Origin of the sequence: Sphingomonas olei, from assembly GCF_045369765.1 — a bacterium.
GTDB lineage: Bacteria > Pseudomonadota > Alphaproteobacteria > Sphingomonadales > Sphingomonadaceae > Sphingomonas > Sphingomonas panaciterrae.
Genome location: NZ_JBIQEU010000012.1, coordinates 71,486 through 84,760, shown reverse-complemented (window position 1 = coordinate 84,760; position 13,275 = coordinate 71,486). Strand labels below are relative to the sequence as shown.

At 66.9% G+C, this 13,275-nt stretch carries 12 protein-coding genes and 1 pseudogene; 4 read left to right on the top strand and 9 right to left on the bottom strand.

The annotated features are described in order from the left end of the window. The 4 genes from ACH0BU_RS13170 to ACH0BU_RS13155 all read right to left on the bottom strand — a co-directional run bounded on the left by ACH0BU_RS13170 (position 1) and on the right by ACH0BU_RS13155 (position 4,748). Positions 1–696, bottom strand: coding sequence for a hypothetical protein (locus tag ACH0BU_RS13170; protein WP_500264160.1), 696 nt, complete (start codon positions 694–696; stop codon positions 1–3). A gap of 583 nt (positions 697–1,279) precedes the next feature. After that, positions 1,280–1,654 (bottom strand): hypothetical protein, encoded by a 375-nt coding sequence (locus ACH0BU_RS13165; protein ID WP_145118599.1) that lies wholly within the window; start codon positions 1,652–1,654, stop codon positions 1,280–1,282. A 361-nt stretch (positions 1,655–2,015) separates the two neighbouring features. After that, on the bottom strand, positions 2,016–3,266 hold the full coding sequence (locus ACH0BU_RS13160) for a serine hydrolase domain-containing protein (RefSeq protein WP_296221291.1): 1,251 nt from the start codon (positions 3,264–3,266) through the stop codon (positions 2,016–2,018). 105 nt (positions 3,267–3,371) lie between these two features. Beyond that, positions 3,372–4,748: an ABC1 kinase family protein gene (locus ACH0BU_RS13155; RefSeq protein ID WP_296221293.1), complete on the bottom strand. Its 1,377-nt coding sequence runs from the start codon at positions 4,746–4,748 to the stop codon at positions 3,372–3,374. A gap of 112 nt (positions 4,749–4,860) precedes the next feature. Here ACH0BU_RS13155 and ACH0BU_RS13150 point away from each other — a divergent pair. Continuing rightward, positions 4,861–5,407, top strand: a pseudogene (locus tag ACH0BU_RS13150) (NADPH-dependent FMN reductase). A gap of 66 nt (positions 5,408–5,473) precedes the next feature. Here ACH0BU_RS13150 and gyrB read toward each other — a convergent pair. The 4 genes from gyrB to ACH0BU_RS13130 all read right to left on the bottom strand — a co-directional run bounded on the left by gyrB (position 5,474) and on the right by ACH0BU_RS13130 (position 10,679). Next, positions 5,474–7,981: a DNA topoisomerase (ATP-hydrolyzing) subunit B gene (gene gyrB / locus ACH0BU_RS13145; RefSeq protein ID WP_500264159.1), complete on the bottom strand. Its 2,508-nt coding sequence runs from the start codon at positions 7,979–7,981 to the stop codon at positions 5,474–5,476. Between the two features lie 51 nt (positions 7,982–8,032). Further along, complete coding sequence (locus ACH0BU_RS13140; RefSeq protein WP_125944361.1) at positions 8,033–9,295, bottom strand: MFS transporter; 1,263 nt, start codon at positions 9,293–9,295, stop codon at positions 8,033–8,035. Between the two features lie 69 nt (positions 9,296–9,364). Continuing rightward, complete coding sequence (recF, locus tag ACH0BU_RS13135) at positions 9,365–10,408, bottom strand: DNA replication/repair protein RecF (protein ID WP_125944362.1); 1,044 nt, start codon at positions 10,406–10,408, stop codon at positions 9,365–9,367. A gap of 64 nt (positions 10,409–10,472) precedes the next feature. Next, positions 10,473–10,679, bottom strand: coding sequence for a hypothetical protein (locus tag ACH0BU_RS13130; RefSeq protein ID WP_296222442.1), 207 nt, complete (start codon positions 10,677–10,679; stop codon positions 10,473–10,475). Positions 10,680–10,983: 304 nt separating this feature from the next. Here ACH0BU_RS13130 and ACH0BU_RS13125 point away from each other — a divergent pair, with 304 nt between their 5' ends. Further along, positions 10,984–11,196: a cold-shock protein gene (locus ACH0BU_RS13125; protein WP_046408900.1), complete on the top strand. Its 213-nt coding sequence runs from the start codon at positions 10,984–10,986 to the stop codon at positions 11,194–11,196. Positions 11,197–11,246: 50 nt separating this feature from the next. Further along, complete coding sequence (locus tag ACH0BU_RS13120; protein ID WP_046408901.1) at positions 11,247–11,450, top strand: hypothetical protein; 204 nt, start codon at positions 11,247–11,249, stop codon at positions 11,448–11,450. Positions 11,451–11,608: 158 nt separating this feature from the next. Here ACH0BU_RS13120 and ACH0BU_RS13115 read toward each other — a convergent pair whose 3' ends face one another. Then, a complete protein-coding gene (locus ACH0BU_RS13115) occupies positions 11,609–12,406 on the bottom strand; it encodes a Coq4 family protein (RefSeq protein WP_046408902.1) in 798 nt (265 codons plus the stop codon). A 152-nt stretch (positions 12,407–12,558) separates the two neighbouring features. Between ACH0BU_RS13115 and ACH0BU_RS13110 the strand changes: the two genes are divergently transcribed. Next, positions 12,559–13,251: an HAD family hydrolase gene (locus ACH0BU_RS13110; protein ID WP_500264158.1), complete on the top strand. Its 693-nt coding sequence runs from the start codon at positions 12,559–12,561 to the stop codon at positions 13,249–13,251. The last annotated feature ends 24 nt before the right edge of the window (positions 13,252–13,275 follow it).

The following is a 13,275-nucleotide window of genomic DNA, read 5'->3' as shown; positions in this document are numbered from 1 at the left end:
TTATGCTGCCGCGGACAACATCGATATGGCAGCGTGACTCACAACCCAACGCCTCCCGCAAACCCGGGGCGGTTCAAAGTAGCGATCCTGATACCCCTTCAGCACCTCGCTCGGTGAGGCGATTCCATCCGGGTAGCGCATTACCTGTACTGTCTCAGTGTACGGAACTTCGACGCGACGAGTGACCGCGCAGCTGATGGGGGACAGGTACCAATTCTCACAATTGTCGCTGAACGTGTCCCATCCGCGCCGGGTCTCGACGCGGGTCCGCTGCACTTGCGTCGCCACCGGGCGCTTTGTGGCGGTGCGATAGCGACTCAGACGTTCAACGGTCTGCTTGGAATTGGCTGCCTGAGTGACGATCGGCAGGTAGCCATCAAGATCCTTTCGGTCCTGCTCGAATGAAAGATCACCGCTCCGGACTGCGTCAAGTCGTGCGGAAGAGTTGATGGTTAGATCGTCAAACTCCCCGATAGTCAGCTTCTTGTCGTCATCACGAAGGCTCGGCTGAAACTTTTCCCTATAAAGGGCGAAGTACTTTTTTACGAACGCGTCGTAATAAGCGCGCTCCCTTCGAAGAACGTCGACGTTGGCCCCGGCGCGAGGGGCATCGGTCTTCGTCGAAGCCTCGCTGGCAACGATCTCGGCGACTGACACGACACTGGGCTTTTCCACTACGGAATCGGGTGAGCGCATGACCCGCATCAAACTGTATGCCGCCCACCCGGCCGCACAGATCAGCAGCACTGTAGCCACGATCAGCAGGGCCGCACGCAGTACTTTGAGATAGAGCGCTTCGATCCGGTCGAGCGCCGACGTCGTCCGACTGAGCAGTACCTAATGTTCCGGTATAGCGTCCATATAATCCCCCTATCTTATTGCACCTAGCCCCCCAGGTGCACTGGCTATCTGCCAAGTCGCGCAAGTACTTGCAATTGGGATGAGTGGAGTAATTATATACGGATGTCGCTAGGGCCGGGTGCAACAAGACGGGTTGGTTAGTAATTGGGACGTCACAACTTCATGGTGCAAGAACATATATGATGGCATCGAAACGCCATCGTTTGTTCCATAATTTAACTTAAAACGCCGCTTTCTCGGCGGCTATTCCTACATTCGTAGGCTGCGTCATACATGGGAGGCTGCGACAGAATTGCATTTCAGAGCGGCCTTTTCGTCTCGGCCGATCAATAGAACGGTTCCCAAAATGCTTCTGAAGGTGATGGCGCAGAATCGGCACGCCCTCCGATTCGGAAGGCTGCGGACGCTGCGTTGTGCATCACGACACGTAAATTGTGCCTGTTGGAACCGGCTCCCAATCCTCACCCCGGGGCATAAGACGGTATTGCGTACCGTTAGCTCCGAGGTTTCCGTAGGCTGCCCCACCCCAGAAGGTGAGAATGCCGTCTGCATCGCGTGCCTCCACTCGCACCGTATACAATATTGCCTTTGCGCCATTTTTGATGACGATCGGCTCGACACCGAAGCTGCACTGAGATGCCGGGAAGGCCGGCAGACGCAGCTTGGCCGATAGCCGCGCGATGGTTGGCGCAGGGGCATTCACCGTGACGCGGTCCCCCAGCCCCTGCATTCCCACGCAGACGGCGGCTTTGATCTGGGAGGGTCGAGCCTGCTTGACGGCAGCGTCGAACATGGTGTCGATCTGGGCACTGGTGAGACCGCTTATATCGGCAACGATTGGCGCGGAGGGGCCGGGTTCGCTGTCAAAATTTGGACCGGGAACGGCGGGCGGTGCAGGCGGCTGGGCGGAAGGGGACTGCTCGGAAGCGATCGTGCTAAGGTGTGCCGGTTCATCGGGGGGATGTGGCGCAGCGGATTGGCACCCGAGCAGGAGCGGGGCGGCGAAGAGCGGAACGGATACCGAGGCTGGCGCCCATCGCATGTTCATTTGAGGCTCTCCCGCGATACCTTGATCCTGAACCTAAATGCCTGTTCTCACTAATAAGTCATGCCGGACATCTTGCCCGATGTGGGGACTAGATCGGCGTTCGCTGTCAAGAGGCGCTGGCCTTGCCGCGCGGACTGAGGGCGGCGGGCAGCGCCTCGCACAGGCGGTCGGTGGCCAGGGCGATGCGGGATTCGGCGGTGGTGCGGTTGGAGGGGGTGTTTTCGACCGCGCGCGTTTCGGTGTTGAAGGCGAGCAGGCTGGCGGCGCGGCGGGCGGGGCAGAGGCTGAGATAGGCGCGAAAGCCGTTCTGGTCGCCATTGTGGCCGATGAAGGTGAGGCCGCCGGGGCCCTGGTCGATGAAGAAGGACAGGCCGGCCTTCGTCGTGGGTGCCATTCGGCCTTGCGAATAATCCTCGCCGGCGGCGATCTGCGGTGCCCACATTTCCTCCAGCGAGGATCGCTTGAGCACCAGATCGTGCCGCGCCGCGGCGGCGGGATCGCCGAGGAGGAAGGCAGCATATTTCGCCATGTCGGGCATGGGCGCGTTCAGCCCGCCGTTGGAGACGGTGACGCCGGTGTCGGCATCGAACGGCGCCTCCACCCGCTTGCCATCGCGGATCAGATAGCTGTGCGAGCGGTGCGGCAGGAGGTGCGGCGGGGTGCGATCGAAATAGCTGTCGTACATGCCGAGCGGGCGCAGGATGTTCTTGTCGACATAAACCTCCCAATCCTCGCCCGAGAGGCGTTCGATCACCTGGCCGAGATAGACGATGCCGGGGTTGGAATAGCTGAAGCGGCTGCCGGGGCGGAACTGGACCTGGGTGTAGGGGAGCATGGCGACAAGCTGCGACCAGCGCGCCGGCTCGAACGGTTGCCACGCGGCCTCGCGCCACGGCCAGGTGGGGCCACCATAGCCGGCGGAATGGCTCATCAGGTGGCGAAGCGTGATCGCATCGTTGCTGCCGTGCGGATTATGGACGGCGGCAAGCTCCGGCACGTAGCGGGTGATCGGATCGTCGAGCGTGAGCAGGCCGCGGTCGCGCAATTGCATGATCGCGATGCCGGTCATCGTCTTGGTGATCGACGCCCAGTGGAAGATCGTGCGCGCATCGACCGGGGTACGCGTGGCGGCGTCCTGATAGCCGATATGGTCGGCGACGGCGGTGCGCCCGTCGCGCAGGAAATAGAAGCTGCTGCCGACGATCCCCGCCTCCGCCACGACGCGGCGGTGCGTGTCCCGGAACTCGCCGAGTGCGCGGTCGAACGATGCCGGCGCGGCGGCAGCGGGCAGCGGCATCAGTGCGGCGCTAAGCAGGGCGGGCGGGATGAGGGCGGCGGGGATGAATCGGGCGGGCACGCGGAGGCTTCCTGAAGGCAGGGACGTGGGATCGCCAGAACGGCGGCCCGCAGAGTGGAGCGCGCGTCCTGCTTTGTCGAGGGAGTCGCCCGGCGGGCCGGATCGTCAGGGCGGCGGGGGCGCGTCGGTTGCCTCCGCGGCGAGGGTGCGCACGTCGACGCGCGCCTTCAGCCGGGCGGCGAGGAGGGCGGTGCCGCTGACCTTGCGCTGGACGAACAGGGTCTCGACGTCGGGGATGTGCCAGGTGGCGCGATCCTCGATCATCGCCTTGGCTTCCTCGCGGATCACGGGGACGAAGGCGCGGTCGCCGAAGTCGAAGGGGCCGGGGCGGTGGATGGTGGCGTCGACCGCCGCGATCATCCGGTCGACCGCCGGGCGGTGCGCCGCCGCTGCGCGGGCGCCGATGAAGCCGGTCTCGATCGCGATATCGCGCATCGCGTCGCGATCACGTGCGAGGCCGGCGTGGATGAGGCGGGTATAGGCCTCTGCGGTGGCGGCGGGCACGGCGCGGGTGGCCCCGAAATCGAGCAGCACCAGCCGGCCGGTGTCGGGTTGCCAGCGGTAATTGGCGAAATTGGGGTCGGTCTGCATCACCCGGAATTCGAACAATTCGCGCAGCACGAGGCTGACCAGCGCATCCATCGCGGCATCGCGCGCGGGCTGGTCGGCGCCCTCAAGCGTCTCGATCGGGCGGCCGTCGATGAACTCCATCGCGAGCACGCGGCGCGTGGTGAGCGCGGGTTCGAGGCCGGGGACGACGTAGCGATCGTCGCCGGCCAGACGATCGCGATAGGCGCGCATCTGTTCGCCCTCGCGCAGGTAATCCGCCTCCTCGCGCAGCTGGCGCTTCGCCTCGGTGAGGAGCGGGGCGATATCGAGCGTCGAGGGGAGGAGGTTCGAGACGCGCAGCAGCGTCGCGACATTGTCGACATCGGCGTCGATGCTGTTCGCGACACCGGGATATTGGACCTTGATCGCGAGGCGCCGGCCGTCGGGCAGGGTGGCGCGGTGGACCTGGCCGATCGAGGCGGCGGCGATCGGCGTTGCCTCGAACCGGGCGAAGCGCCGGCGCCAGTCGGCACCCCATTCGGCCTTCAGCACCTTGTCGAGCTGTTGCGGGGGCATGCGATAGGCCTGGTTGCGCAGGCGGGCGAGGATGGTGGCGAGTTCGGGCGGCAGCATGTCGCCGGCGTCCATCGAGATCATCTGGCCAAGCTTCATCGCCGCGCCGCGCAGGTGCGACAGGCGATCGGCGACGCGGGTGGCGTTGGCCGGGGTCAGCACCAGATCGCCGAGGCGCGGCCGCTCCCCGGCGGCGAGGCGGCGTGCGCCCTCCGCCAGCATCCCGCCCGCGACACCGCCCGCGAGCCGGCCGAAGGTGCCGAGCCGGGCGATGCGGCCGGACGGAATCGCGCGGCCGGGGTTGGCAGGATCGGGGGCGTGGGGATCGGGAAGGAAGGGATCGGAAGGATCGTCGGTCATCCCGCTACGACTGGCGGGGGCGGCAATCGTTCCGCTGGGGCGGGGCTGGATAGGGGAACCGTAGCCGTGGCCGCGCCTTTCATGCCGGGGTGGCGGCCAACAGGAGTATGTCATGGCTTTGCGCATCGCCTCGATCGTCGGCAGCCTGCGGCGCGATTCGCTCAACCGGCGACTGCACGACGCGCTGCTTCGCCTGGCACCGGCCGACCTTTCCTTTCACGACGTGCCCATCGGCCACCTGCCACTCTACAACCAGGACGAGGAGGCAGACCCGGCCGAGCCGGTACGGCGGCTGAAGCGCCCGATTGCGGAGGCCGACGGCGTGCTGTTCGTCACGCCCGAATATAATCGATCGATCCGGGGTTCTGAAGAACGCGCTCGACCATGGATCGCGCCCGCCGGGGGAGAGCGTGTGGGCGGGGCGGCCGGCCGGCATCATCGGGGTGTCGCAGGGCAAGATCGGCACGGCGCTGGCGCAGCAGCACCTGCGCAACATCCTGGCCTATCTCGACATGCCGACGCTGGGGCAGCCGGAGGCGTTCATCCAGTGGAGCGACGCGATGCTGGATGCGGACGGCACGATCGCCGCTGGCGGCCGTGCGTTCCTGCAAGGCTGGATGGACCGCTTTGCCGGCTGGGTGCGGCGGCACGCGGGCTGAGCGACGCGGCGTGCGCGGGGAAGGGGCACCGGCCGCGCCGGCGCCCCCTTCGTTCGCGATGTGCGATCAGACGTCGAGGTTGGCGACGCTGAGCGCGTTCTCCTGGATGAACTCGCGGCGCGGCTCGACCACGTCGCCCATCAGGCGGGTGAAGATCTCGTCCGCGACGTCGGCCTGGTCGATCGCGACCTTCAGCATCGAGCGGTTGTTGGGATCGAGCGTCGTTTCCCACAATTGCTCGGCGTTCATTTCGCCAAGACCCTTGTAGCGCTGGATCGCAAGGCCCTTGCGCCCGGCGGCGAGGATCGCCTCCAACAGCTGCGACGGGCGGGCGACGAGCGTTTCGCCCTTGCCGATCACCAGCGCCTCATCCGCCTCACCCTCATCGACGATCGCGCCGTCGAGCGTCGCGTCGGGCGCCGGTTCCTCGGTGCGGTCGCCGGCCTTCAGCGAGACGAGCTTGCGCGCGGTGTCGTAGAGGTCGGCATGCTCGGCAGCGAGGCCGTGCAGCTTGCGCGCCTCCGCCGACGCGACGAACGCGGCCTCGACGATGTGGTGATCGGTCACGCCGCGCCAGAAGCGCTGGAAGTGGAAGCCGCCCTCCGGCGTCATCTGTGCCGTCCAGCGGGCCTCGGGGTCGCCCTGGTCGAGCCGGCGGGTCACCTGCGCGAGGCGGGTGGCGCGTTCATCCGGCGCGATCTGCGGATCGAGCGCGCCGCCGAGCGCCAGCGTCTCGATGATCACCGGATCGTAGCGGCGCGGCACGTAGCGCATCAGCGTGCGCATGCGGCGGGCGTGATCGACGAGGTTGAACAGCGGCGCACCGGTGCCGACGCCGTCGAGCGTCGTCGCCTGCGTCCCGTTGCGGACGAGGTAATCGTCGAGCGCCGCCTCGTCCTTCAGATACTCGACGGCCTTGCCGCGCGTCGCCTTATAGAGCGGCGGCTGGGCGATATAGAGGTGCCCGGCGCTGATCAGGTCGGGCATCTGGCGATAGAAGAACGTCAGCAGCAGCGTGCGGATGTGCGCGCCGTCAACGTCTGCGTCGGTCATGATGACGATCTTGTGGTAGCGCAGCTTCTCGAGGTTGAACTCGTCGCGGCCAATGCCGGTGCCCATCGCCTGGATCAGCGAGATGATCTCCTTCGACGAGAGCATGCGATCCTCGCGCACGCGCTCGACGTTGAGGATCTTGCCGCGGATCGGCAGGATCGCCTGGAACTCGCTGTTGCGGCCCGACTTGGCCGAGCCGCCGGCCGAATCGCCCTCCACGATGAACAGTTCGGACTTGGCCGGATCCTTCTCGCGGCAATCGTGCAGCTTGCCGGGAAGGCCGCCCATCGACCCCATCACCGTCTTGCGGCTGGCGTCGCGTGCCTTGCGCGCCGCCTCGCGCGCGGCGGCGGCGTCGATCACCTTCTGGATGATCTGGCGCGCGTTCTGGGGGTTTTCCTCCAGCCAGTCGGCCATCTTGTCGGCGAGCAGGCTTTCGAGCGGCTGGCGCACCTCGGAGCTGACCAGCTTGTCCTTGGTCTGCGAGGAGAATTTCGGGTCCGGCAGCTTGACCGAGACGATTGCGGTCAGCCCCTCACGCATGTCGTCGCCGGTGAGCGAGACCTTCTCCTTCTTCAGCATCCCCGACTTGTCGGCATAGGCATTGAGCGTACGCGTCAGTGCCGAGCGGAAGGCGGCGAGGTGGGTGCCGCCGTCACGCTGCGGGATGTTGTTGGTGAAGCACAGGACGTTTTCGTAGTAGGAATCATTCCACTGCAGCGCGACGTCGATACCGATATCGTCACGCTGGCCGGAAATGGCGATCGGCTCCGGGAACAGCGCCGCCTTGGTGCGATCCAGCCACTTCACGAACGCGGCGATGCCGCCCTCGTAATAGAGCTCGACCGTCTTGGGCTCCTCGTGACGTGCGTCGGTGAGGAACAGGCGGACGCCCGAGTTGAGGAAGGCGAGCTCGCGATAGCGGTGCTCCAGCTTCTCGAAGTCGAACTCGGTGATCTTGAAGGTGGCGGGCGAGGGGAGGAAGGTGACGCGGGTGCCCTTCTTCCCCTCAGGCGCCTTGCCGACGACCTTCAGCGGAGCGACGGCGTCGCCATGGGTGAAGCGCATGTAATGCTCCTCCCCATCGCGCCAGATGGTGAGATCGAGATATTCGGACAGCGCGTTGACGACCGAGACGCCGACGCCGTGGAGGCCGCCGGAGACCTTGTAGGCATTGTCGTTCGAGGTGTTTTCGAACTTACCGCCGGCGTGAAGCTGGGTCATGATGACCTCGGCCGCCGAGACGCCTTCCTCCGGGTGGATGCCGGTGGGGATCCCGCGGCCGTTGTCGGTGACGCTGACCGAGCCGTCCGGGTTCAGCGTGATGTCGATCCGGTCGCAATGGCCGGCCAGCGCCTCGTCGATCGCATTGTCCGAAACCTCGAACACCATGTGATGGAGGCCCGATCCGTCGTCGGTATCGCCGATGTACATGCCCGGCCGCTTGCGCACCGCGTCCAGGCCCTTCAGCACCTTGATCGAGGAGGCGCCGTAGTCGTTCGAATTCTGCTGATCTGCCATGCCAATCATATAGGCATGGCGGCGCTGCAACGAAAGCGAAATGGCGCGCGTTCAGGCCGGTTGCGCGTGCGCTTGGACGTGCGGGAGCGGCCGTTCGCGCAGGGTAAGGAACAAAACCGCCGCCAGCGCCAGCGCGATCGCCGCCATGGTGAGCGCGGCGCCATAGCTGCCGGTGGCATCGTACAGCCGCCCGAAGGCAGTGATGCCGGTGGCGGTGCCGAACAGGCCGATCATCACCAGCAGGCCGTAAAGCTCCCCAAAGGCGCGCAGGCCGAACAGGCGGGTGGCGAGATAGGGCAGCAGATCATGCTCCGCGCCGTTCATCAGCCCGGCAAGGAACACCAGCATCAGCATCAGCGGCAGGCCAGGCGCGGGGAGTTGCAGTCCGACAAAGGCGAGCGCCGACACGGTGGCGAAGGCGGCGGCGGTCGCTTGCGGCCGGTAGCGGTCGACCAGCGCACCCATGACGAGCCGGCCGACGACCTGGCTGGCGGCGAAGGCAGTGACGAGCAAGGCGGCGGCGGCGGGCGTCAGGCCGCGATCGGTGCCGAGCGGGACGAGCGAGGTGACGAGGCCGACGCTCGCGATGTTGATCAGCGCCGCGGTGGCGCCGAGCCGCCAGTAGCGGGTGTCGCGCCGGGTTTCCGCGCCGGTCATGCCCTCGACCGGCAGCGCTGCGGCGGGATCATCGGGATCGGGGCGGGTGGGGGCAGTTCGTTCGTGCCGAAGAAGGTAGAGGACGGCGGGAAGCGCCAGCAGCGCGACGATGAGGCCGAGTGCGACGAAGCCGGCGCGCCAGCCATAAGCGGCGATGATGATGCCCAGCACCGGGGCGAGCGCCAGCGACGAGATCGAGATGCCGGAGGTGGCGACGCCCAGCGCAATGCCGCGCCGCGCCTCGAACCGCTGGGCGATCAGCTTGCCATAGACGATCGCGCTGGTGCCCGGGACGGTGAGCGCGAGGCCGAAGATCAGCACCTGATATTGCCACAGCGGCCCCGAGAGCGATGCCATGCCGGCATAGACGAGGCCGAGCAGCAGCATGGCGAGGATGATGATCGCCTTCACCCCGATGCGGTCGGCGAGGCGGCCGAGGAAGGGGACGGTGAGGCCACCGAGCAGCCCGAGGCCGGCGGCAGTGGCGATGTCGCCGCGCGTCCAGCCGAATTCGCCGACCGGGCCGGCGATGAACAGGCTGGACAGATTCTGGAACAGCCCCGGTCCGGTGCCGATGCCGATCATCGCCGCGACGACCACAGGCCAGCCGAGACGCCACTCGCCGGCGCGGGCCGGGCGGTGCGTGTTCCTCTCCATGACGGTGATGGTAGCGCGCGGGGCGGGCGCGTCCAGCGATTATGGCGGGGTCGGGGTGGGGTCGCGCGCCTAACCGAGCGCGATGCGGGTCGCATCCTCGCCGATCGCGGCGAACAGCGCAGGCTCGGTACCGGTCATCCAGACCTGCGCATGGCCGCTGAGCCGGTCGAACAGCGCGGCGCGGCGGGCGGGGTCGAGATGTGCGGCGACCTCATCGAGCAGCAGGATCGGGGGCTGGCCGCGGCGCTCACCCACGAGCGCGGCATGAGCGAGGACGATCGACAGGAGCAATGCCTTCTGCTCGCCCGTGGAGGCCTGGGCGGCGGCGATCTGCTTGTCGCGGTGGGTGACGTGGAGATCGGCACGGTGCGGCCCGACGAGGGTGCGACCGGCGGCGGCATCGCGCGCGCGGCCGGCGGCAAGCGCGGCAAGCAGCGCGTCGGCGTCGCCGCTCCACCCCTCCAGGGCCAATGTGGCGCGGGGGAAGTCGGTATCCGAGGTGCCGGCAAGTTGGGCGGAAACCGCGCTTACCGCCTCCCGCCGGGCGGCGTCGATCGCCGCGCCATGCTGCGCCATTTGCGCCTCCAGCGCTGAGAGCCACTCGCGGTCGGGAAAGGGCTCCGCCAGCAGCTTGTTGCGGGCGCGCATCGCGGCGTCATAGCGGGTCGATTCGGTGGCGTGACCGGGCACCAGCGCGAGCGTCAGCCGATCGAGGAAGCGGCGGCGCTCGCTCGCCGGTTCGACGAACAACCGGTCCATCGCGGGGGTGAGCCACAGCACCGACAGCCATTCCGCCAGCGCATTGCCAGGGGCAGCGGCGCCGTTGATGCGGATGACGCGGCGCTCGGGCGCGCTCGCCAGCGTGCCGGTCGCGATCTCCGTCGTGTCGTCCAGCGTGGCGGCGATGCCGAAGCCGCCCGGCCCGTCGCGGCGCGCGATATCGCCGAGGCTGGCGCGGCGCAGGCCGCGGCCGGGCGCGAGCAGCGACACCGCCTCCAGCACATTGGTCTTGCCCGCGCCATTGGGGCCGGTGAGCAGCACGAACCCCGCCCCGGGGGACAGCGCCAGCGCGGAATGGCTGCGCACGTCGGTCAGCACGAGCCGGCGGATCATCGCCGCCGCTCTACTGTGGCTTGGGAAAAGGCGAAAGCGCCGTGTTGTGCGCGGCGGCGCGCGCCTAGTGGCGCAGGCGCGGGCGATCGCGGCGCAGGAGCGTCGCACTGGCCAGCCCGACGATGGCGTCGCCCGACTGGAGAGCGGCGATGCGGCGAGCATAGCCAGCGGCGAGGCCGCGATGCGCAGGGCGCGCCTCGAATGTCGGCGCGGACGTGGCGCGCACGACCGATAGCTGGTGGCGGAAATACAGTTCGTTGAGGTCCATCATCGTGCCTTCAGAAGGGGTAAGCGAAAGCACGTCGGTCTCTCAGCCGTTGACGCCTACAGATCAGAACTGCCACCGATGAAATCTACATGGGGAACGGGGTAATTTCCGCAACGGTCGCGCCAAAATATATCGGCCTGGGCCGGGGCTGGCTATTTTCAGGAATATTGTCTATATCGGCGGGGCTACAGTCGCAAATCGAACGGTCTTTGGCGCTTTGCGGCACCTTCTTCCTTCTTTCCCTGCTGCCGCGGCACCGGACGATCCGCTCTTTGGATCGGCCAGCCAAAAATGAAGGAATAAGCACATGGCCCAGATCGGCACCGTAAAGTTTTTCAACATGGACAAGGGCTTCGGCTTCATCGCGCCGGACAATGGCGGCGCGGACGCGTTCGTGCACATCTCCGCTGTCGAGCGCGCGGGCTTCGCCACGCTGCAGCAGAACCAGCGCGTCAGCTATGAAATGGAGACCGACCGTCGCGGCCGTTCGAGCGCCGTGGCGCTTGAAGCCGCGGAGTAAGGACATGCGGGTCGGCCGATCGCCGGCCCGTTTTTTTCAGGAGCGAAACCATGGCCGATGATGCCGTCACCTATCGCGCTCGCGCGGCCGCCGAAACGGCCAATGCGAACGCCGCAACGCTCGACAATGTGCGCGAGCGATGTGAGCGGGCAGCGCGGGCGTGGGGCGTCATGGCCGACCGCGCCGAACGGGTGAGCACCCAGAGGATGGAGCGGGAGGCGGCCACCGCCGCCCAGCGGACCGCCGAGGGCTGACCCACCAACAGCGATCAGCGCCCGGCTGAGAACAGCCGGGCGCTGGCGCTTTTTTCTTTCTTGATGACGCTGCCTTCAAAGGCGCTGCCTTTAAAAGGCGTCGCGTTTGATGCAGTCGCGGACCGCCGCTGCCGGCGGCCCTGCGTCCATGCTGCGGGTCAGGCGGCGAGCGGCATGTCCTTCTGCTGTGCCTCTTCGCGGCGCTGGCTGAGATAGGATGCCATTTCCTCACCCAGTTCGGCCTGCGCGCGGCGATAGAGCACTGGCTCGGTCAGGCCGAGGCGCTTGCGCGCGGCGCCGAGCGGCTCGTGCATCAGCTTCAGATAATCCTCACCCGCGAGCCATTTCGCAGCCTTGCCACGCTGATATCCCTCGAGCACGGCGCGGGCGAACAGCGTGCCCTTGGTAATGCGCAGGCTCTTGAGCGCGGCGGCCGAGCCGATGAAGGCCCAGCCTGCACCGCCGACCTGGGCGTAGCTGAACGCGACCAGTGCCGCCTCGCCCAGGCTTTCGTCGGCCTTGTAGCCGGTCAGCACGTGCCAGATGTCATGGATGTCGCGGGTGCGGCGACCAAACCAGGCGTAGGGATGGTTGATCTCGACATTGTCATTGCCTTCGCGGCTGACGGCGACGAGGCCGTCGGCCGAATAGCCGGTGCTGTCGAGGAAATCGCGATAGGCGGCGCCGACGGTGCCGGGCGCGAAGCTGTCGACCCAGGCACGATCGGAAAAGCGCTCCGACAGTTCGGCCTGCTCGCGGGCGATGCGGCCACCCTCTTCGGTGCCGAGCAGCTTGGCATAGCCCCATTCGGTACTGCCGACGTTCAATGCGCGCATGATGCGGAACACCTGCACCGTGTCGTCGCCGTTGTTCAGCAGCTTCTTGATTGCGTCGAAGGCTGTGTTCCAGTCACGCCGGCCGGTGCTGCCGGGGAACGGAGGTAGCTTAGCGGCCATGTGTTCGGCTCCTTACTGACAGGCATGTCAATAAATCATCGCACGAGGGGCGTCAATTGTTCCCGGCGACGGCTCACACAATTCGTTACGCGACGGTTCCAAAGATGAACCCGGCTGGCGACGCGGCCGGCGCCGCTGTTAAAGGGGCCGCCATGCCGATCGACCTTATATGCCTCGATGCCGACGATACCCTGTGGCACAACATGCGCTTCTTCGCCGCGGCGGAGGACGCCTTTGTGGCGATGCTGGCACCCTTTGCCGAGGCGGGGATCGCACGCGACCGGCTGGCGGCGGTCGAGGTGCGCAATCTGCCGCTGTACGGCTATGGCGCCAAGAGCTTCACCCTGTCGATGATCGAGACGGCGCTGGAATGCGGCGCGGACGCGCGGGCGATCGGCGACGTGCTGGAGGCGGGACGCGCGCTGCTGGCGCATCCGGTCGAGCTGTTGGATGACATCGAGGACACGCTGGCTGCCCTCGCGGAGCGTGCGCGGCTCGTCCTCGTCACCAAGGGCGACCTTCTGCACCAGGAAATGAAGCTGGCCGCATCGGGACTGGGCGAGATGTTCCACGTTGTCGAGATCGTCAGCGACAAGAAGGAGGAAACCTTTGCGCGGCTGTTCGAACGCTACGGCGTGCCGCCCGCCCATGCCCTGATGGCGGGCGATTCGATGCGCTCGGACGTCCTGCCGGCGCTCGCCGCCGGGGCATGGGCGGCATATGTGCCGCAGGCGGGCGCCTGGGCGCATGAGGTGGCGCCGCCGCCAACCGACGCGGCGCGATTTCGCGAGCTGGCGAACCTGGCGGAGCTGCCCGACTGGGTGCGCGCGATCGAGGAAGGATAGCGGCGGGCCTGGCTCGATCGACCG